This window comes from Streptomyces sp. NPDC058371 (assembly GCF_042723265.1).
GTDB lineage: Bacteria > Actinomycetota > Actinomycetes > Streptomycetales > Streptomycetaceae > Streptomyces.
In genome coordinates, this window is the sequence record NZ_JBHXJC010000002.1 from 553,080 (window position 1) to 572,010 (window position 18,931).

Below are 18,931 nucleotides of genomic sequence, written 5' to 3' on the forward strand. Positions count from 1 at the left end.
TCCAGCGGGTCGGTCTTCCTGCTGCCCAGCCCAACGGGGTCGGCCTTCCCGTGGCCCAGTCCAACGGGGTCGGCTTTCCCGCTGCCCAGACCAGCGGGTCAGCCTCCCTGTCGCCCAGTCCAGCCGGTCGGCCGGTTCAGGCCGCCTCGTGTCTCCCGTGGGCACGCGCCGCCGCCCGGTTCTCCGCGTCACGGTGAATGGGCGTTCGCGTGCCTGTCAGCGGCGCGCCCGTCCCGCCCTGCCGGGCCGCCACGATCTCCGCGGCGATGGACAGCGCGGTCTCCTCGGGCGTACGAGCGCCCAGGTCGAGGCCGATCGGTGAGCGCAGCCGGGCCAGTTCGCGCTCGGTGAGGCCGACGTCGCGCAGCCTGCGGTCGCGGTCCTCGTGCGTACGGCGGGAGCCCATGGCCCCGACGAACGCCACCGGAAGCCGCAGAGCCGTCTCCAGCAGTGGTACGTCGAACTTGGCGTCGTGGGTGAGCACGCACAGGACCGTGCGCTCGTCGGTCTCGGTGTGCCGGAGAGAGCGGTGCGGCCAGTCGACCACGATCTCGTCCGCCTCGGGGAAGCGGGCACGCGTGGCGAAGACCGGTCGGGCGTCGCACACCGTCACCCGGTATCCGAGGAACTTGCCCACGCGTACGAGCGCGGTGGCGAAGTCGACCGCCCCGAAGACGATCATGCGGGGCGGCGGCACGCTCGACTCGACCAGCAGCGTCAGCCCGCCCGGGCAGTGCGCGCCGCTCTCCGAGAGCTCGACCGTGCCGGTGCGTCCCACGGCCAGCATGGCCCGTGCCTCGGCCACGACGGTCCGGTCCAGCTCCAAAACCCCGTCGAAGCCCCCTTCGTGCGATCCGTCGGCGTGGACGAGCAGGAGCCTGCCGAGCATCTCGGCCGGGCCCCGGGCCACCCGGGCCACGGCGGTGGCCTCCCCGCGCGAGGCGGCCGACAGGGCCGCCGCGCACCGCGCCCTGTCCGGTGCGTCCGTCCTGACGGGGGTGACCAGGACGTCGATGACTCCGCCGCAGGTCAGTCCCACGGCGAAGGCGTCCTCGTCGCTGTAGCCGAACCGTTCGAGCACCGCAGCGCCGTCCTCGAGGGCCTGGACGCACAGGTCGTACACCGCGCCTTCCACGCAACCCCCGGAGACGGACCCGACGACCGTGCCCCGGCTGTCGACGGCGAGGGCGGCGCCGGGGCCGCGCGGCGCGCTGCCGCCGACGGCCACGACCGTCGCGACGGCGAAGTCCCGGCCCTCCTCGGCCCACCGGTTCAGCTCGTCGGCGATGTCAAGCATCCCCGTCCCTTCCCGCCGCTGCCTGCGCCAGCAGGACGCGGTCGGGCCGGATCGGCAGGTCGCGGTGGCGTACGCCGGTCGCGTGCCAGACCGCGTTGGCGATGGCGGCCGCCGCTCCCACCACACCGATCTCGCCGATGCCCTTGATCCCGACGGGGTCGTCCGGGTCCGGGTCGTCGACCCAGTCCGCCTCGATGGGCGGTACGTCGGCGTGCGCGGCGAAGTGATAGCCCGCCAGGTCGGCACCGACATGGCCGCCCGAGGCCTGGTCCCTGGTCGCCTCCTCGTGCAGCGCCATCGAGAGCCCCCACACCATTCCGCCGATGAACTGGCCGCGCGCGGTCAGCGGGTTGATGATCCGGCCGGCGGCGAAGATGCCGAGCATCCGCCGTACGCGTATCTCGCCGGTGGTGTCGTCGACGGCGACCTCGGCGAACTGCGCCCCGAAGGCGTGGCGTTCCTTCTGCGACAGCGCGCCGACGGCCGCGGAGGTGTCCGACCGGGCGGTGATCCCTTCCGCCGGAATGCTGCCGCCGAGGGGCAGTTGTGCCCGCAGCTCGATCGCCGCGGCGCTGATCGCCCAGGCCCAGGAGCGGGTGCCCATCGAACCGCCGGCGATCATCGCCTGCCCGAAGTCGCTGTCCGCGATCCGCATCCGGATGCGCTTCGGCTCGACCTCCAGCGCGTCCGCGGCGATCAGGGTCAGCGCGGTCCGTGCCCCGGTCCCGATGTCCGCCGCGGTGATCCGCACGGTGAAGGTGCCGTCCGCCTCGGCCGTCACGGCCGCCGTGGACGGCGCGGACAGGGTCGGGAAGGCGGCCGCGGCCGTACCGGTCCCGAGCAGCCAGCGGCCTTCGCGGCGGAGGCCGGGACGCGGGTCGCGGTCCGCCCAGCCGAACCTGCGCGAGCCCTCGTGGAAGCAGTCGAGAAGACGGCGGCTGCTGAACGGCAGCCCCGAGACGGGACCGGCATCCGGTTCGTTGCGGACCCGCAGCGCGATCGGGTCGATTCCGCACTTCGCGGCGAGTTCGTCGAGCGCGGACTCCAGCGCGAATGATCCCGGTGCCTCGCCCGGAGCGCGCATCCAGCTCGGCGTCGGCACATCGAGCCGTACGACACGGTTGACGGTGTGATGCGCCGTGGCGTCGTACATCGCGTGCTCGAAGTCGGCGCTCCGCTCGACGAATTCGTGCACGGTCGAGGTGAGGGAGTCCGACTGGTGATCGACGGCGCGCAGCCGCCCGTCGGCGTCGGCGCCGAGCCTGACCCGCTGGGCCGTGGGGCTCCGGTAGCCGACGAGTGAGAACATCTGACGGCGGGTCAGCACGACTCGGACGGGGCGGTGGAGGACGGTCGTCGCCATCGCGGCGAGTACCGCGTGCGGGCGGGTCGCCTTGGATCCGAAGCCGCCGCCCACGTGTTCGGAGCGCACCCGCACCGAATCGGCGTCGAGTGAGAACAGCTTGGCCAGTTCGTCGGCGACGAACCTGCTGCCCTGGTTGGAGTCGACGACTTCGAGTCGGCCGTTGTCCCAGCGCGCCATCGCGGCGTGCGGCTCCAGCGGGCTGTGGTGTTCTTCCGGTGTGGTGTACTCCGCGTCCACGACCACGGCGGACGCGGCCAGTTCGGCCTCCACGTCCCCCTTCTCCGTCTCGGAACCCTCCGGCGTGTAGCTGCCGGAGTGCCCGGCGAAGAAGGCGACGTCGTGCGTCTCCTCGTCGTACTCGACGACAAGCGCCTCGGCGGCCTCCCTCGCCTGCTCGGAGGTCTCGGCGACCACCAGCGCCACCGGCCAGCCGACGTACGGGACACGGTCGTGCTGGAAGAGCTGGAGGACCGGGTCGGGTACGCCGAACAGGCTCGTGTACGCCGTTTCGAGGCGGGGGGCGTTGCCGTGGTGCAGGACGGCGAGGACGCCCGGCATCGCGAGGACGGGAGCGGACTCGACCGAGCGGACGCGTCCGCGGGCCACGGAGGACAACACCAGCCAGCCGTGGGCGAGTTCGGCGAAGGGGATCTCTCCCGCGTAGCGGGCCGCTCCGGTGACCTTGTCCCGGCCCTCCAGGCGGGTGTGCGCGGTGCCGACCGCAGCGGTCACCGCCGTGGTTCCGGTCGTGGTGGTCATCGGGCGGCCTCCTCGGTGAGTTCGGTCAGCACGGCCACGACGAGGTTGCGTGTCAGCGGCACCTTGTAGCCGTTGTGGGGCAGTACCTCGGCGGCCGCCAGCTCGGCGTCCGCGGCGGCGGCGAACGCCTCGGCGCTCGCCGGGCCCCCGGTGAGCAGACGCTCGGCCTGCCGGGCACGCCACGGCCGGGACGCGACCGCCCCGAAGGCGAGGCGCACTTCGCGTACGACGCCGTCCTGGACGTCCAGGGCGGCGGCGATCGAGCCGATCGCGAACGCGTAGGAGGCGCGTTCCCGCACCTTGCGGTAGCGCGAGAGGGCGGCCACCGGCGCGGGCGGCAGCGTGACGCCGGTGATCAGCGCGCCGGCCGGCAGTGCGGTCTCCAGATGGGGTGTGTCACCCACGGGGCGGTAGAACTCCGTGAGCGGCAACTCCCCCGGCCCGTCGGCGGTTTCGTACCCGATGACGGCATCGAAGGCGGCGAGGGCCACCGCCATGTCCGAGGGGTGGGTGGCCACGCAGTGTCCGGAGGCGCCGAGGATCGCGTGGTTGTGGTGCTCACCCTCGATGGCGGGGCAACCGCTGCCGGGAGCCCGCTTGTTGCACGGTTTGGTGAGGTCGGTGAAGTAGCCGCAGCGGGTGCGCTGGAGCAGGTTCCCGCCGACCGTGGCCATGTTGCGCAGCTGCCCCGAGGCGCCGGCCAGCACGGCCTGGGCCAACGCCGGGTAGCGGCGCCGCACTTCGGGATGAGCGGCGAGGTCGCTGTTGGTGACGGTCGCGCCGATGTGCAGACCGCCGTCCCGCGTCGACTCGATCCGGTCGAGGGGGAGTTCGCGTACGTCGATGAGCCGGGCGGGCCGCTCCACACCGGTCTTCATCAGGTCGACGAGGTTGGTGCCACCGCCCAGGAAGCGCGCCTCGGGGTCGGCGCCGAGCAGGGCGACCGCCCCGGAGACATCGAAGACACGCTCGTAGCCGAATTCCCTCATGCCGCCGCCTCCGTCCCGGCGGTTCGCGCCTCGGAGGTGTCGGATCCGGCCTGCGCGGCCTGCGCCACGGCCTGAACGATCGACACGTAGGCGCCGCAGCGGCACAGATTGCCGCTCATCCGCTCCCGGATCTCTTCGGGGGTGAGCGGTGGCGGTCCCGCTTCCGGACGCACGTCGGCGGTGACGGCACTCGGCCAGCCCGCCGCGTGCTCCTCGATCACCGCGAGGGCCGAACAGATCTGACCCGGGGTGCAGTACCCGCACTGGTAGCCGTCGAGGTCGAGGAAGGCCTGCTGCACCGGGTGCAGTCGCTCCCCGTCCGCCACGCCTTCGATGGTGGTGATCGCCCGGCCCTCGGCGGCCACCGCGAGCTGCAGACAGGAGACGGCCCGGCGTCCGTCGAGCAGCACCGTGCAGGCGCCGCACTGGCCCTGGTCGCAGCCCTTCTTGGTGCCGGTCAGATCGAGGTGTTCGCGCAGTGCGTCGAGCAGGGTGGTGCGGTGGTCGACGGGCAGCGTGTGTTTCTCGCCGTTGATGTTCAGGGTGATGGCGCTGGACGTCGATGGGGCCATGATCAGCCTTCTTTCGCGTATCTGAGGCGCGTCAACGAGACGCTCCCGCGGGCGGGCCGGGAGCGAGGGGGTGGCGCTGTGCGTGGGGAGCCGGGCCCACGGGGTCGGCGGCGTGTGAAGCCGCAGGCGGCGATCGATGCCGGGGCCCCCGCGAGCCGCGGCGAACGGCACCCAGGGCCCCCGTGACCGGCCATACTGGCCGGATCTGCCGTATGGTGAAGCCAAGCGGACAACTGTCCGGTACTCCGGAAACCTAACGGACAGTTGTCCGGTTAGCAAGAGCGGGCTCCGCGTGATTCCGGAAGGAGGAGGAGTGCACCCGAAGAAGGACGCACCCCTGCGCTCGGACGCGCAACGGAATCGCGAGCGCATCCTCGAAGTGGCGCTGGCGGAGTTGACGCGTGCGTCGGACACCCCGCTGAGTGCGATCGCCAAGAAGGCGGGCGTCGGCCAGGGCACCTTCTACCGCAACTTCCCGAGCCGCGAGGCGCTCGTCATGGAGGTCTACCGGTACGAGGTGCAGCAGGTCGCCGACACCGCGACCCAGTTGCTCGCATGCCGCGCGCCGGACCGGGCTCTTCGGGAGTGGATGGACCGGCTCGCCCAGTACGCCATGGCCAAGGCAGGCCTGGCCGACGCGATGCGGCACGCCACCAGCGCGCGCGGCAGTCTGAGCAAGCTGGGGCACGGCCCGGTGACGTCGGCGATCACGCTCCTGCTGCAGGCGAACGAGGACGCGGGCACGATCCGCCCGGGTCTGACCCCGGACGACTTCGTGCTCGCCATCGCCGGGCTCTGGCAGATCGACCCGCACAGCGACTGGCAGCCGCGTGTCGCCCGGCTCCTGGACCTCGTGATGGACGGGCTGCGCGCGGGAGCGCCGGGGCGGTGACCGGCCGGGGCGCGTTGCGCGGGCGGCAGCCCGGGTCCGGCTCCTCGGCCCCGGTGCCCGGCCTTCGCGGCCCGGGGTCCGGCTCCCTCGCGGATCCGGATGCCGGGGACCGGCTTCCGAGCCCGGGTCCGGCGCTCCCGCGACAGGTCAGCGGCGCGTCAGGACCGCGTGCGTGGCAGCCGGTGAGCTGACCAGCTCGGCGACCTGGTAGCCCTGGACACCGTCGGCCAGGTTGTCGAGCAGGCGCTCGCCCCGCCCGACGAGCAGCGGTACGACGGCCAGGTGCAGTTCGTCGACCAGGCCGGCGCGCAGATACTGCTGCACGGTGGCCGGTCCCCCGCCGATGCGCACGTCCCGGCCGCCGGCCGCCTCGAAAGCCCGCTCCAGAACCCTCTCGACGGGTTCGTCGGTGAAGTGGAAGGTGGTGCCGCCCTCCATCGTCAGTGACGGCCGCAGGTGGTGCGTGTGGACGAACACGTCGTGGTGGTAGGGCGGATTGGCGCCCCACCAGCCCGTCCAGGACTCGTCCTGCCAGGGCCCGCGCTGGGGTCCGAACATGTGCCGGCCCATGATCGTGGCGCCGATGTTCTCCTCACTGCGTTCGACCCGGTCGACGTCGATCCCCGTCCTGCCGTCGGCATGGTCCCGCATCGCGGCGAACATCCAGGCGTGCAGGCCGTCTATCCCGTCGCCGAAGGGTGCGTCCAGGCGCTGGTCGGTGCCGGCGGCGAAGCCGTCGAGGGAGACGGTCAGGTTGTGTGCGCGCAGCTTGGGCATGGGGTGCTCCTCGGCTCGTTGTTCCCGCTCTCACCCCTGCGTCGAGCGGGGAGCGGCAGGATCGACAGCCCTCCCGAGAAATTCTGGGAATCTCTCGGTCCAGTGTCCGCCGACGGCCGCGGCGAGGCTTTTCGAGCCCGGTCAGCCACCCTCTCGGAAGCAGCTGAGCTGGCGTTCGAGGCTGCTGCTCAGATGGTCCCGCATGGCCTGTGCGGCCCGGTCGGAGTTGCGCCGCAGGAGGGCACGCAGGATGCGCTCGTGCTCCGCCACCGTCGCCGGGCCCGCGCCGGCGATGGCGCTGAAGCGGAAGATGTGGAGGTGGGCGTGCAGACGCTCGACGGCGTCCGCGAGCAGGCCGCGCCCCGACGCCGTGGCCAGCGCGTCGTGGAACTGCTGGTCGAGGGCGGCGAACCGGCCGTACACCGCGTAGCTCTCGCCCTCTTCCGGCTCGCCCCTCATCTCCTCCATGAGCTCTTCCATCCGGTCCAGTTGGGCCTCGGTGGCCCGCTCGGCCGCCAGCGCCGCGGCGTGCGGTTCGAGCAGCAGCCGCATCTCGAAGAGCTCCTCGATGCCCTCGACCGTGAGGAGATCGGTGGCGCGATAACCGGCGAGGGACCGCTTGGTGACCAGCCCGTCCGCCTCCAGCCGGGCGAGCGCCTCGCGCACCGGCGTCGGTGACACCTCGAGGACACGCGCGAGGGCCTCGATGCCCACCCGGGCCCCGGGCTTGATCTGGTGGTCCATCACCATCGCCTTGATGGCCTCGTACACGCTGTCGGCCAGCACTTGGCGCTGCGGGAGGACACGGGGCGGCGGGATGTCTTCGGGGGCCGCGTCCGGCACTCCGTCGTGAGGCTTCTCCGACAGCATGCTGCCTCCCCTTGAGCCATCCGGACGATCGGCTCCACGAATCGTATAGGTTTCCCGCGCTCTTCCCGCTGCGGCTCATGGCTTCATGTGCCCGCCCCCACCTGGGAGTTGTCGTCCGAGGGCCGCGGTACGTCCGCTGCCGCGTGGATGAGGCGGATGACCTGGCCGCTCATCCGCTCGTAGTCGTGCTCGTTGCCGACCTCGCCACGGATCCGGTGGTCCGCCATGACGACGATGCGGTCGGCCAGCGTCACCATCTCGCCGAGGTCACTGCTGATCAGCAGGATCGGCAGACCGCCGCGGGCGAGCTCCCAGATCAGTTCGTGGAAGGCGTGCTTGGTGCGGACGTCCACTCCGACGGTCGGTTCGTCGACGACGAGCAGCCGGGTCTCCGCCGCCAGCCACTTGGCGAGGCTCACCTTCTGCTGATTTCCGCCGGAGAGGTCACCGGCGTTCTGTTCCAGGGAGGCGATACGGATCCCGAGCCGTGCCACGAGATCGTCGGCGACGTCTCTCTCCTGCTGGTCGGAGACGTACCCGAGGGCCCGCGCCAGTCTCTTCCACACCGTGACGGTGATGTTCCGCAGGATCGGCTGCTCGAGGAAGACGCCTTCCTCCTTGCGGTTCTCGGTGAGATAGCCGACGCCGTACTCGTGCAGTGCCTGCCGTGGTGAGGAGATCCGCACGGTCTCGCCGTGCACGCGGACCTCGCCGGCCGTGACGCGGTCGGGACCGAGGCCGAGGACGGCCTTGACCAGTTCGCTGCGCCCAGCGCCGACGAGGCCGTACAGCCCGACGATTTCTCCGGGTCGCACGTCGAGGGCGATGTCGCGGTGACCGGCCGAGGTGGCCACGCCGGTGAGGGAGAGCGCGGGCTCGGCGGACGCGTCCACCGTCCGCGGGGAGAGCGCGGTCGCCGCATGGCTGCGGCCCACCATCAGGCTCACGATCTCGTCGTGCGTGTGCTCGGCCAGCGGGGCCGACTCCAGCACGGAGTGACCGTCGCGCAGCACGGTGACGGTGTCGCAGACCGCGAAGACCTCCTCCAGCTTGTGGCTGACGAAGACGACGCAGGTGCCCCGGTCCGTCAGCCGCCGGATCACGTCGAAGAGACGTTCGGCCTCCTGCGGGGAGAGGGACGCGGTCGGCTCGTCGAGCAGGAGGACCCCGCTGTCGGTGTGCAGGGCCTTGGCGATCTCGACCAACTGCTGCTGGGCGACCGAGAGTTCACTGACCGGGGCGTGCGGGTTCAGGTCGAGCCCGACGTCCCGGAGGCAGCGCTCCACCGGGCCGGTCATGGCTGCGCGATCGATGAGGCCACGGCGTGACGGCGGCTTCTGGAGCGTGATGTTCTCCGCCACGGAGAACGCGGGAATCAGATTGCGCTCCTGGTGCACCACCCCGATGCCGGCCCGCGTCGCGTCCAGCGGGTTCCGCAGGTGCGCCTCGCTGCCACCGAGCAGCAGCCGGCCTCCGTCCGGGGCGTGGACGCCGGTGAGGACCTTGATCAGCGTCGACTTGCCGGCACCGTTCTCACCGAGCAGTGCGTGCACGCTCCCCGCCGTCAGCCGCAGCGCCACCCGGTCCAGGGCGCGAACGCCGGGAAAGACCTTGACGATGTCCTCGCACTCGAGCAGTACGTCGTTCACTGGGCTCCCCCTGTGCTCGGGAGGGTGTTGGCGGGGGCCGCCCGTTGTCCGGGCGGCGTGGGCGGTTTCCGGTCGCCGGCGCGGCTCGCGGTGCCGAGGTGGGTCTGGTGGAGGCGGCCACCGACCACCGTGGCGAGTACGACGACACCGATGAGGAAGTTGACCCAGCTCGGGTCGAGCGAGAACTCGGCGCGCGCGCTGTCGATGAGCCGCATGACGAACGCGGCCAGTACGGTCCCGAGGACCGCCACCGACCCTCCCGTCAGGGCCACTCCGCCGATGATGGGGGCCGCGAAGCTGGGCAGCAGCCAGTCGCCGCCGACACTGCGGTTGACCCCGGGCAGTGAGGCGGTGGCGATCAGCGCGGCCACCCCGATGAGAAGGCCGGACAGGGTGTGCGCGAGGACGATCTGGCGGTCGGTGGAAATGCCCGACAGCCGCGCGGCCGGCGGGTTGCCACCCGCCGCGAGGAGCCGCCGTCCGGCGAGGCCCCGGTGCATGAACAGGGCGAGGAGGGCGGCCACGGCCAGCGCCGTGACGAAGACGAGCGGGACGTCGAGGGGAGCGGCCGTCCCCAGGTCGCGCAGGGTGGCGGAGTAGCCGTCGACGGTGCGCGTCCCGGCCAGCCGGTACTGCGCCCCCAGCAGGATCGTCATGGTGCCGAGCGTGACGATGAAGCCGTTGATGCGGGTGACCACAATGAACAGACCGGTGAGCGCGCCGATCGCCGTGGCGGCCAGTACTCCGATCGCCACCGCCGGGCCCGCCGGCAGGCCGGCGTCGGCCATCAGAACGCCCATGGCGCAGGCGGTGAAGCCGCCGAGCGCGCCGACCGCGAGGTTGAGCTGTCCGACGCACAGGGCGACCATCTGGGCCAGTCCGATGAGGATCGGGGTCGCCAGGTACTGCAGGAACGTCCGGACGGAGTTGCCCTCGAAGAACGAACCGCCGGACGCCACCCCCAGACCGATGTACCCGACCACGACGACGCCGAGCAGGGTGACGGAGGTGGAGCGGGAGAAGCGGCGCAACGCGGGGACGGCATCGGCCGCCCAGGAACGGTGAGTTGTGGGGGTCGTCATGTCGAGCGCACCACCTTCCGGTAGCTGACGATGTGGCGCACCCGGTCGGCGGACAGGGCCAGCAGCAGGACGCAGCCGAGGTAGATGTTGAGGCTCTCCAGGCCCACCCCGAGCAGATCGAGGCCCTTGCGGATGACACCGACCAGCGAGGTGCCCAGCAGGGCGCCGATGACCGAGACGACGCCACCGGTGAGCAGGGTGCCGCCGAGGACGGCTCCGAGGAACGACGGGAGCATGAAGTCGTCGCCGATGGAGGCGCGGAACGTGCCCGTGCTGACGGCGGCCATGAAACCGGCGAGCGCGGCCAGCAGCCCCGACAGCAGGTGCGCCGTGATGACCCGGCGTGCGGTGGGGATGCCCGACAGCTCCGCGGCGGCCGGATTGGCGCCCGTCAGCAGGAGTTCCCTGCCGAGACGGGTGTAGCGGTAGAGGAAGCCGAGCCCCAGCAGGGCCAGGACCGTGAACTGGGCCAGTTGCGGGATCGCCGGTGAGCCGCAGACGGGGCCGACGCAGATGTCCGCGAGCGAGTACTGGCGCAACTCCGCCACCCCGCCCGGCGTACGGGTGAAGGCCGCGTTCTCCGTGAGCGAGGAGTACAGCAGCGAGACGAGCCCGATGAGTGCGAAGTCCATGGCGAGGGTGACGACGAAGGAACTCACCTGCGTACGGGCGATGATCCAGCCGGTCAGCGCGCCGATCAGCGCACCCGCCAGCAGACAGACCAACAGGCCCACGGCCAGCGGGAGTCCGAACCGGTCGTAGCCGAATCCGGCGAACAGCGCACCGAACGAGGCCATGCGTCCCACGGCCAGGTTCATGTGCCCGACGGACAGGACGACCATCTGGGCCAGCGCCACCACGGTCAGCGTCGAGATGTCACGCAGCAGCGGGAAGAGGACGAGTCGCGCGTCGAAGAAGGCCGGGCGCAGCAGGCCGAAGACGATGACGAGCGCGACGACGAGGGCGAACAGGCCCAGTTGCTGCGGGGCCAGAAGACGCCGGCGCGGAGCACGGCGCTCTGGCGCCGGTGGCTGCTCGGTCTCCGCCGGGGGCGGTGAGGTCGTGGTCACGCCACCCTCCGGTCGTCGATCGCGTCGTGGTCCCAGTCGATGCCGATGCCCGGCTCGTCCGGAGCCACGGCGTGTCCGTCGCGCACCGTCAGTTCGGTGCGGGTGACGGCCCTCAGCTGCGGGATGTGCTCGACATAGCTGCCGTTGGGTACCGCGGCCGCCAGGCTGACGTGCAGTTCCATCAGGAAGTGCGGGCAGACCATGACGTTGTACGCCTCCGCCAGGTGGGCGACCTTCAGCCAGGGCGTGATGCCGCCGACGCGGGCCGCGTCGACCTGCACCACGGAGGCGGCCCCGGCCTCCAGATACTGGCGGAACTGTCCCAGCGAATAGAGGGTCTCCCCCACGGCGATCGGTACGTTGGTCGCGCGGGCCAGCCGTGCGTGGCCGCTCACGTCGTCCGCCGGCATCGGTTCCTCGAACCAGAACGGCCCATGGGGTTCGAGCGCCGCGGCCAGTCGCACCGCCGAGGACAGCGTCTGGGACTGGTTGGCGTCCGTCATGATGTGCAGCGTGGGCCCGACCGCCTCGCGCACCGCGCGCAGCCGTTCCACGTCCTCGGCCGGGTGCGGCTTGCCCACCTTGATCTTGACGCCCGCCCACCCGGAGTCGCGGGCCGCGAGGGCAGACTTCACCAGGTCGTCGATGCTCAGATGCAGCCAGCCGCCTTCGGTGTCGTACAGCGGTATCTCCTGGCGATGGCCGCCCGCCAGCCGCCACAGCGGCTCGTCCGCGCGCTTGCACCTCAGGTCCCACAGGGCGGTGTCTACGGCGGCGAGGGCGAGCGAGGTGACGGCTCCGACGGCGGTGGCCCGCGTCAGCGCGAACAGCCGTTGCCACAGGGCCTCGACGTTCCGGGCGTCCTGCCCGGTCAGGGCGGGAAGCAGATGGTCGCGCAGGAGCGCCAGTACGGAGGAGCCGCCGGTGCCGATCGTGTAGCTGTACCCCGTGCCGACCAGGCCGTCGTCGGTGGCGAGGTCGACGAATATCGTCTCCTGCTTGATGAATGACTGAACCGCGTCGGTGCGGTTCTGCTCCACCGCGATATCGGCCAGCCTGGCCGTGGCGGTCGTGATGATGGTCATGACGGTGTCCGCTTCTCCGTGGTCATGGGCCCTGGTCAAGGGCGTGGCAGGCCGGCAGCGCGCCGGTGGTGAGGGCCGGGTCAGCCGCAGTTGAGGAGCTTGTCGGCGAACTGCGTCTTGAGGTCGGCGGTCTTGCGCTGCCTCTCCTTGTCGTAGTCGGCGACATTCGCCTTGGTGACCACGAAGGATCCGGAGTCGACGACCGCTCCCGGGCTGCGCATCACGCACTGCTTGGTCTGCAGCAGGGCGAGCGCCCACGTACCCACGTCCGCCTGGCCGGTCGGGTTCTGCACGACGGTGGCGCTGACGGAGCCGTTGCGGATCGAGCTGATGATCTTGGCGTCGTCGTCGATGGCCACGACCTTCGCGGACGATCCGGAACGCTTGACCCCGTCGGCGGCGGCGACCGCGGGGTTGTAGGCCGTCGTCACGATGCCCTGGATCTCCTTGCCCTTGGCGGCCAGCAGGTCGGACACCGCCTTCTGCGCGGTCTGCAGGTCCTTGTCGATGTCGGTGACCGTCTGCAGGAGCTTCACCCTGCCCTTGGTCTCCTTCACCGCCTTGGCCACGCCCCTGATCCGCAGCTGGGTGTTGGCGTCCACGTTGTTGCCGGTCAGGTGGACCAGGGTGCCCTTGCCGCCCATGGCGTCGATGGCGGCGCGGGTGGCGCGGTAGGCCGCGAGTTCGACGTTCGTGGACAGACAGAAGTCGGCCTTGTTCACCTTGCCGGCCGGGCACGAGCCCAGGGAGGCCACCGCGAATCCCTGCGACTTGAGGTCGGAGAAGGTGCTGTTGATGTCGGTCGGCGAGACACCGAAGACGCCGAAGGCGTTGTAGCCGCGCGCCGCGAGGGTGGACAGCAGGTTGTTCTGCTTCTGCTGATCCCATTCGGCGGTCTCGTCGAAGGTCTCGCCCCCGAGGCCGTATGCGCTCTTCGCCTTCGACCCCGCCGCTTTCCACGGCTGGAAGTACGGATGGGCGCCGCCCGGGACGAGCGCGGCCTTGACGCCGGAACCGTCGGCGAGCTCGGCCGTCCCGTTCCCCGTGCCCTGCCCGGGAGCCGCGTTCCCGCCGGCCGGCTCCCCGGAGTTCTTCAAGGTGCATGCGGTCAGGCCACCGGTGAGCACCACCACGGCGAGAGCACTGGCCAAGAGGGGCCTGATCCGGACGTACGGCGCCACAACTCCCCCTGAATTCAATAGGATATTTGCGGGGAGATGCTGCGCCAGGCGCCGTCCTACGTCAAGACATCTGACAGAACTGGGGGTTGGAGGGGTATAGGGATCCCGTTATGCCACGTCATGTGCTTTTTTGTTCCCGGGACGACCATCCCGGGGTATGCGTCGGGAACTCACTTCCGGATCGGAAGCCCTTGGAATCCCATAGGAAATCCCGCCGCGGTCAACCTGCCTGCCGCAGGGGCGCACCGGCCCGGTGGAGGCTGGTGAGGGCCTGCCGGTAGGAGTCGACCAGCCCGGTCTGGAGGTAGAGCACCCCGAGGTCCTCGCAGTAGCGGTGCACGATGAGCTGGGCACGGCGGAGGTTCGGCGAGGGCATGCTCGGGAACAGGTGGTGCTCGATCTGGTAGTTCAGCCCGCCCAGCACGGTGTCGACGAGCCGCCCGCCGCGGACGTTGCGCGAGGTGAGGACCTGTCGCCGCAGGAAGTCGGGCCGGTCGGTGCCGGTGAAGGTGGGCATGCCCTTGTGGTTGGGCGCGAAGATCGAACCCAGGTACACCCCGAACAGGCACTGGTGCACGACGAGGAAGAGCACCGCCTTGCCGGGCGGCAGGACGGTGAACAGGGCCGCCAGATAGAGCGCGAAGTGCCCGAACAGCAGGGCACCCTCCGTGCGGCGCTGCTTGAGGGAGCGGTCGGCCAGTGCGCGCACCCCGGCGACGTGGAGGTTGAAGCCCTCCAGGGTCAGCATCGGGAAGAACAGGAAGGCCTGGAGCCTGCCGATCACCCGGGCCGGGCCGGTGGCCGTGCGGGCCTGGGCCTGGGACCAGACGAAGATGTCGGGGACGACATCGGGGTCGAGGTCCTCGTGGTTGGGATTGGCGTGATGGCGTGAGTGCTTGTCCTGCCACCATCCGTACCCCATGCCGATGCCCAGGTTCCCGGCGATCCGGCCGACCACGGCGCTGGCTCGGCTGCGGCGGAACACCTGCCGGTGACCCACGTCGTGGGCGACGAGTGCCACCTGCCCGAACACCACCGCCAGGAAGGCGGCCAGGGCCAGGGTCCACCAGCTGTCGCCCACCAGCAGGAACGCTCCCCAGCCGCCGACGTACAGGACGAGGATGAGTGACATCCGCACCGCGTAGTAGAAGGGCCTGCGGCCCATCAGGCCGGACTCCTTGATCAGTTTGGACAGCCGCGCGAAGTCACTGCCCCCGGACTGGTGCGGAAGCGATGCCTGGACGCCGGCGCCCGGCCCCCCGCCCGGGATGTCTGTCTGTTTCTGGTCCAGCATGAATGTCAGTCCTCGTCTGTGCGGGGTGGAGCGGGGGCGTCGCCGGTGCCTGGGTCAGGAACCGGCCTGGATGTCATGGTTGGGTGTCCGCCGGAGGCGGTGCGGGCGGGCGGCGCTGCACCGCGCCGGTCGTCGCCTCAGCGGCCGTCGGGTGGCGCGGGAACCGGCGTCAGGACGTGAGCCACGGCCTGGCTGCCGGAAACCAACCTCCGTACGGGAGGCGCGGCGGGGCTGCCGTCGATGAGGAAGCGGCCGACGGTGAGCTCCTCCTGAGCGTCAGGACCGGGGAACGGTCTGCAGGAGATGTCCATGGCGCCTCACTCGAGGAGCGGCCCGACAGCGCAGCGAAACGCCCGGGATCAAGGGGAGACCACACGCCGAAATGCGGGCCTGTCACCGGGCGGAACTGGACGGTGGCCACCCTCGTCGTCCCGGGCTGCCGTCCCGCAGGCGATGTGATGCGCCTGCCTCACTGCTGTGCTCACAACGCCGGGGTCTGGGGGCGCATGGCCTCAGCGTACGCCCTGCACCTGTCGACCGGGCCTGTGCGAGTTCGATGCGGCTGCGCGCTACAACTGTCGAGCGGGCGTACCTGCGACGGGGCCGGCGAGTGGAGCGGGACCGCGAGCGGGGCCTGCGACCGGCGGGATCCTGGGCGGGCGTACGGCGACCGCCACCCGGGGGCAAGGCAGGTGGCGGCCCCGGGACTCCTCTCGGAGCCCTGGGCCCACGATGCTCAGAGCGGTGGGATCAGACGGACGGGCCGCCGAAAGGGGCACCGGTTCCGTAGTAGGTGCCGAGCTCGTCGTGGTAGCCCGAGTCACCGAGGTGCTTGTCCCGGTCGAACTCGGGGGCGTCCTTGATCTGACCCTTGGTGCGGTCGACGAAGATCTTCTTCTCGTCCGGGTCGATGCTGACGACCGTGCTCGCCGGGAGCAGGACCTCCTTGCCGAAGATCCACACACCGGTGTCCACCACCAGGTAGGCGTCACCGACCTCGTCGGAGTGCTTGTCGACCTTGCCGATGCTGCCGTCCGTGGCCTCGACCTTGTAACCCGTCAGGTCGGTACCCGTCAGACGACCGGCGGTCGACTTGTAACTCCACACATGCTCAGTCACGCGAAACCAACTCCTCCGGTAAACAGAGAACAGCAGGCATTCCCGCTGATCCTCTTTTTCCGTACTTCGTGCGCGGCGGTTTCTGTTTCCCGCCGCACTTCCGATTGCCCCGCATCCGGCGTTCCATTCCCCCGTTCCGCGGAAACCGGGATGGCCGCCGATCTGTGGAGGCAACCAGTTCCCTTGCTGCGTCACGGAGACCACCCCGGCACCCTTCCGACTACCCCCGATATCCGGCTCAACCCGACACCTGGAACCCCTCGGGTCCCGGTCGGCACAACGGTGGCCCGCCACCCCGAGGGGATGGCGGGCCACCGTCACACACTGCTTGAACTGCGCCTTGGACAGGCGGCTACCAGCGATACCAGCGGCCGCTGCCTCCCTTCGGACGGGCGACGAAGCCGATCAGCCACACGACCAGAACGATGATCGCGATCCACCACAGGATTTTCACCGCGAAACCCGCGCCGAAGAGAAGCAGTGCCAGCAGAAGAACGAGAAGCAGGGGAACCATGATTATCAACCTCCGATCCACCGTGTGCCCCGGCATTCACTGGCCACACGTGCGAATTTACAATCGGCCGGCTTACGAACAGGGAACCAGGGTCGCTCCCGCGGTCGGCTGAAATCGGATTCAAACCGGGCACAGGGGTACCCCTGGTGCATGAACACCACAGACAAGACCCCGCTGCGCGCCGTCGCGCTCGTGTGCACCCTGTCGCCCTCGCCCGCCTCCTCCAGTTCTCAGCTGCTGGCCGAGCAGACCATGGCGGCGCTCGGCGAGCACGGCGTCACCGGCAAGGTGATCCGGATCGCCGACCACGACGTACGCCCCGGCGTGAAGACCGACATGGGCGACGGCGACGCCTGGCCGGAGATCCGGGACACGATCATGGGGGCCGACATCCTGATTCTGTCCACCCCGATCTGGCTGGGCCACCCGTCCAGCGTCGCCCAGCGGGTCATGGAGCGCCTCAACGCCGAGATCTCCGAGACCGACGAAGAGGGCCGGATGCTCACGTACGGAAAGGTCGCGGCGGTCTGCGTCGTGGGGAACGAGGACGGCGCCCACAAGGTGAGCGCCGACCTGTTCCAGGGGCTCAACGACGTCGGCTTCTCCCTCCCGCCCAACGCCGTCACGTACTGGGTCGGTGAGGCCATGCAGGGCACCGACTTCCAGGACCTCGACAAGACCCCGGACACCACCGCGGGCACGACGGCCACCCTGGCGGCCAACTCCGCCCATCTCGCGCGCCGGTTGAAGTCGGCCCCGTATCCGGCCGGCTGACCCCGGCGCGCGACCGGATCGGCGCGGCTCGGCTCAGGCGGCCGCCGGTTCGGGCCGGGTGTCGAGGTCGGGTTCGGTGAGGTTCACTCCGGGGCGGCCGCCGCGCAGCACCAGCCCCGCGAGCAGACAGGACAGCAGCGCGGCACCGGCGCACACCACGAAGCCGATCGAGTAGCCGTGGCCGAGTGCGTGCAGGGCGAGCGGTCCCGCGGCCCCGGGTGGCGACTGGGGCGGCACCGAGTTGACGGCGAGTGGTCCGCCCGTCGCCGCGACCTGCCCGGCCGCGGCCTTGATCCCCTCCGGCAGTTGCGAGGTGGCCAGGGAGTGGCTGAAGCCGCTCGCGGCCCGGCTGAGGGCGACCGCGCCGATGATGGCGGGCCCCAGGGTGAATCCGAGGTCACGCAGTTGGCTGGTGGTCGCGCTGGCCATGCCGGCGAAGCGCACGGGCACGGTGTTCACCGCGGTCGCGGTGATCGACGAGACGGCCAGGGTGAAGCCCATGCCGACCAGGACCAGCGGCACGATCAGCGAAGGCAGCGCCGTATCCGTGATCGGCAGCCGGGCGAGGAGCAGATCGCCGGCGGCTATCAGCAGGAAGCCGATGCTCAGCAGCCAGCGTGCGGCGACCCGGGCGAGCAGGGCGGCCGTGATGGGCGCCAGCGCCATCGTCGGCCCGTTGGTGAGCAGGAAGGCCACCGACATACGCAGCGGACTCTGATGCTGGATGGGGCCGAGCCGCATGCTGAGCGCGTAACAGGTCCCGATGAAGCTGAACATGCCGACCACGGCGACCACCGAGGAGAGCGCGAAGACGCGGTTCTTGAACAGGTCCAGCTGCAACAGCGGGGCACGGGAGCGCAGTTCGGCCACGATGAACAGCGCGAGGAAGACGGCCGCGACGACGAACCCCGTGACGACGGCGCCGGAGTCCCAGCCGTCGGACGGCCCCTGGATCACCGCGTACAGCAGGGCGAAGAGGCCGATCGCGATGGTGAGCTGCCCCTTCAGGTCGAGCGAACGGCCCTTGGGTGCGCTCGAGTCGTGCGCGAGGATGCTCACCGCCGCGCTGACCACGCCGATCAGGGCGACGATGACGAGGGCCCAGCGCCACGAGCCGTAGTTGGCGGTGATGCCGCCGAGCAGCGGTGCCACGAACCCACCGCCCGCCAGGCTGGCCGACCAGGCGGCGATCGCGGTGGCGCGCCGGCTGTTGGTGCGGGTGCCGACGGCGATCATCGCGAGGGAGCTGGGGAAGATCGCGGCGGCTCCGACTCCGGCGAGTGCCTGGCCCGCCCACAGGAAGTGGACGTTGCCCGCGGTGGCCGAGGCGGCCTCACCGACCGCCATCAGCAACGCGCCCCCGATCAACAGGCGCTTGCGTCCGAACAGGTCACCGAAGACGCCGAAGGTGAGCTCGAGCACCGCGACGGGGAGCAGGGTCGCGTCGGATATCCAGGTCAGCTGCGAACCGGTGGTGTGCAGGTCGGTCTGGAAGAGACCGTTGAGGGTGGCGGGGATCGCGAGGCCGGTCTGCGCGAGGCAGACGGCGAGGCAGCCGGCGATCAGCGTGGCAAGGGGCAGGTTTCTCCCGGCTACGGGTGGGCTCGTGGTGTCGGTCATGCCGCATCCAAGGGTTGTTGG

Annotated in this window: 17 protein-coding genes; 2 read left to right on the top strand and 15 right to left on the bottom strand. The window is 70.7% G+C overall.

All coding sequences use genetic code 11. The features are described from left to right. Positions 1–136: 136 nt before the first annotated feature. From ACFWM2_RS10080 to ACFWM2_RS10095, 4 genes are read right to left on the bottom strand one after another with little or no spacing between them, the layout of a single operon-like run. The gene (locus tag ACFWM2_RS10080) at positions 137–1,297 is read right to left on the bottom strand and encodes an XdhC family protein (protein ID WP_383275627.1); all 1,161 of its coding nucleotides are present in this window, start codon (positions 1,295–1,297) and stop codon (positions 137–139) included. After that, positions 1,290–3,422, bottom strand: coding sequence for a xanthine dehydrogenase family protein molybdopterin-binding subunit (locus ACFWM2_RS10085; RefSeq protein ID WP_383275630.1), 2,133 nt, complete (start codon positions 3,420–3,422; stop codon positions 1,290–1,292). The genes ACFWM2_RS10080 and ACFWM2_RS10085 overlap by 8 nt, the downstream gene beginning before the upstream one ends. Beyond that, positions 3,419–4,411 carry an FAD binding domain-containing protein gene (locus ACFWM2_RS10090; RefSeq protein WP_383275633.1) on the bottom strand — a complete coding sequence of 331 codons (993 nt, stop codon included), beginning with the start codon at positions 4,409–4,411 and terminating at the stop codon, positions 3,419–3,421. Before ACFWM2_RS10090 ends, ACFWM2_RS10085 begins: the two co-directional genes overlap by 4 nt. Further along, positions 4,408–4,983, bottom strand: coding sequence for a 2Fe-2S iron-sulfur cluster-binding protein (locus ACFWM2_RS10095; RefSeq protein WP_383275636.1), 576 nt, complete (start codon positions 4,981–4,983; stop codon positions 4,408–4,410). Before ACFWM2_RS10095 ends, ACFWM2_RS10090 begins: the two co-directional genes overlap by 4 nt. Positions 4,984–5,296: 313 nt before the next feature. Between ACFWM2_RS10095 and ACFWM2_RS10100 the strand changes: the two genes are divergently transcribed. Then, positions 5,297–5,875 carry a TetR/AcrR family transcriptional regulator gene (locus ACFWM2_RS10100; protein ID WP_383275640.1) on the top strand — a complete coding sequence of 193 codons (579 nt, stop codon included), beginning with the start codon at positions 5,297–5,299 and terminating at the stop codon, positions 5,873–5,875. A gap of 147 nt (positions 5,876–6,022) precedes the next feature. Here the strand turns inward: ACFWM2_RS10100 and ACFWM2_RS10105 are convergent, their stop codons facing one another. The 10 genes from ACFWM2_RS10105 to ACFWM2_RS10150 form a co-directional block, all read right to left on the bottom strand. Next, positions 6,023–6,652, bottom strand: coding sequence for a dihydrofolate reductase family protein (locus ACFWM2_RS10105; protein ID WP_383275643.1), 630 nt, complete (start codon positions 6,650–6,652; stop codon positions 6,023–6,025). 141 nt (positions 6,653–6,793) lie between these two features. After that, complete coding sequence (locus ACFWM2_RS10110) at positions 6,794–7,522, bottom strand: GntR family transcriptional regulator (RefSeq protein ID WP_383275646.1); 729 nt, start codon at positions 7,520–7,522, stop codon at positions 6,794–6,796. An 83-nt stretch (positions 7,523–7,605) separates the two neighbouring features. Continuing rightward, positions 7,606–9,171, bottom strand: a complete 1,566-nt coding sequence (locus tag ACFWM2_RS10115) for a sugar ABC transporter ATP-binding protein (protein ID WP_383275649.1) — start codon at positions 9,169–9,171, stop codon at positions 7,606–7,608. Further along, complete coding sequence (locus ACFWM2_RS10120; protein ID WP_383275652.1) at positions 9,168–10,253, bottom strand: ABC transporter permease; 1,086 nt, start codon at positions 10,251–10,253, stop codon at positions 9,168–9,170. Before ACFWM2_RS10120 ends, ACFWM2_RS10115 begins: the two co-directional genes overlap by 4 nt. Beyond that, entirely contained in the window at positions 10,250–11,323 is a 1,074-nt protein-coding gene (locus ACFWM2_RS10125) for an ABC transporter permease (protein WP_383275655.1), read from the bottom strand. The genes ACFWM2_RS10120 and ACFWM2_RS10125 overlap by 4 nt, the downstream gene beginning before the upstream one ends. Then, a complete protein-coding gene (locus tag ACFWM2_RS10130) occupies positions 11,320–12,408 on the bottom strand; it encodes a mandelate racemase/muconate lactonizing enzyme family protein (RefSeq protein WP_383275658.1) in 1,089 nt (362 codons plus the stop codon). The genes ACFWM2_RS10125 and ACFWM2_RS10130 overlap by 4 nt, the downstream gene beginning before the upstream one ends. 80 nt (positions 12,409–12,488) lie before the next feature. Then, the gene (locus ACFWM2_RS10135) at positions 12,489–13,559 is read right to left on the bottom strand and encodes a sugar ABC transporter substrate-binding protein (RefSeq protein WP_383275661.1); all 1,071 of its coding nucleotides are present in this window, start codon (positions 13,557–13,559) and stop codon (positions 12,489–12,491) included. Between the two features lie 250 nt (positions 13,560–13,809). Further along, positions 13,810–14,883 (bottom strand): fatty acid desaturase family protein, encoded by a 1,074-nt coding sequence (locus tag ACFWM2_RS10140; protein WP_383275664.1) that lies wholly within the window; start codon positions 14,881–14,883, stop codon positions 13,810–13,812. Positions 14,884–15,633: 750 nt separating this feature from the next. Continuing rightward, positions 15,634–16,002 carry a PRC-barrel domain containing protein gene (locus tag ACFWM2_RS10145; RefSeq protein WP_383275667.1) on the bottom strand — a complete coding sequence of 123 codons (369 nt, stop codon included), beginning with the start codon at positions 16,000–16,002 and terminating at the stop codon, positions 15,634–15,636. 352 nt (positions 16,003–16,354) lie between these two features. Continuing rightward, positions 16,355–16,516, bottom strand: coding sequence for a hydrophobic protein (locus ACFWM2_RS10150; protein ID WP_383275670.1), 162 nt, complete (start codon positions 16,514–16,516; stop codon positions 16,355–16,357). A gap of 150 nt (positions 16,517–16,666) precedes the next feature. Between ACFWM2_RS10150 and ACFWM2_RS10155 the strand changes: the two genes are divergently transcribed. Then, positions 16,667–17,290: a flavodoxin family protein gene (locus ACFWM2_RS10155; protein ID WP_383275673.1), complete on the top strand. Its 624-nt coding sequence runs from the start codon at positions 16,667–16,669 to the stop codon at positions 17,288–17,290. Between the two features lie 33 nt (positions 17,291–17,323). On the opposite strand, the gene ACFWM2_RS10160 is transcribed toward ACFWM2_RS10155, so the two are convergent. Continuing rightward, a complete protein-coding gene (locus ACFWM2_RS10160; protein ID WP_383275676.1) occupies positions 17,324–18,910 on the bottom strand; it encodes an MFS transporter in 1,587 nt (528 codons plus the stop codon). Positions 18,911–18,931: the final 21 nt, after the last annotated feature.

Excerpts from the sequence above, each read along its gene's own strand:
- ACFWM2_RS10080 (WP_383275627.1), bottom strand. The coding sequence starts at position 1,297 with ATGCTTGACATCGCCGACGAGCTGAACCGGTGGGCCGAGGAGGGCCGG.
- ACFWM2_RS10085 (WP_383275630.1), bottom strand. The coding sequence starts at position 3,422 with ATGACCACCACGACCGGAACCACGGCGGTGACCGCTGCGGTCGGCACC.
- ACFWM2_RS10090 (WP_383275633.1), bottom strand. The coding sequence starts at position 4,411 with ATGAGGGAATTCGGCTACGAGCGTGTCTTCGATGTCTCCGGGGCGGTC.
- ACFWM2_RS10095 (WP_383275636.1), bottom strand. The coding sequence starts at position 4,983 with ATGGCCCCATCGACGTCCAGCGCCATCACCCTGAACATCAACGGCGAG.
- ACFWM2_RS10105 (WP_383275643.1), bottom strand. The coding sequence starts at position 6,652 with ATGCCCAAGCTGCGCGCACACAACCTGACCGTCTCCCTCGACGGCTTC.
- ACFWM2_RS10110 (WP_383275646.1), bottom strand. The coding sequence starts at position 7,522 with ATGCTGTCGGAGAAGCCTCACGACGGAGTGCCGGACGCGGCCCCCGAA.
- ACFWM2_RS10120 (WP_383275652.1), bottom strand. The coding sequence starts at position 10,253 with ATGACGACCCCCACAACTCACCGTTCCTGGGCGGCCGATGCCGTCCCC.
- ACFWM2_RS10130 (WP_383275658.1), bottom strand. The coding sequence starts at position 12,408 with ATGACCATCATCACGACCGCCACGGCCAGGCTGGCCGATATCGCGGTG.
- ACFWM2_RS10140 (WP_383275664.1), bottom strand. The coding sequence starts at position 14,883 with ATGCTGGACCAGAAACAGACAGACATCCCGGGCGGGGGGCCGGGCGCC.
- ACFWM2_RS10150 (WP_383275670.1), bottom strand. The coding sequence starts at position 16,516 with ATGGTTCCCCTGCTTCTCGTTCTTCTGCTGGCACTGCTTCTCTTCGGC.
- ACFWM2_RS10155 (WP_383275673.1), top strand. The coding sequence starts at position 16,667 with ATGAACACCACAGACAAGACCCCGCTGCGCGCCGTCGCGCTCGTGTGC.
- ACFWM2_RS10160 (WP_383275676.1), bottom strand. The coding sequence starts at position 18,910 with ATGACCGACACCACGAGCCCACCCGTAGCCGGGAGAAACCTGCCCCTT.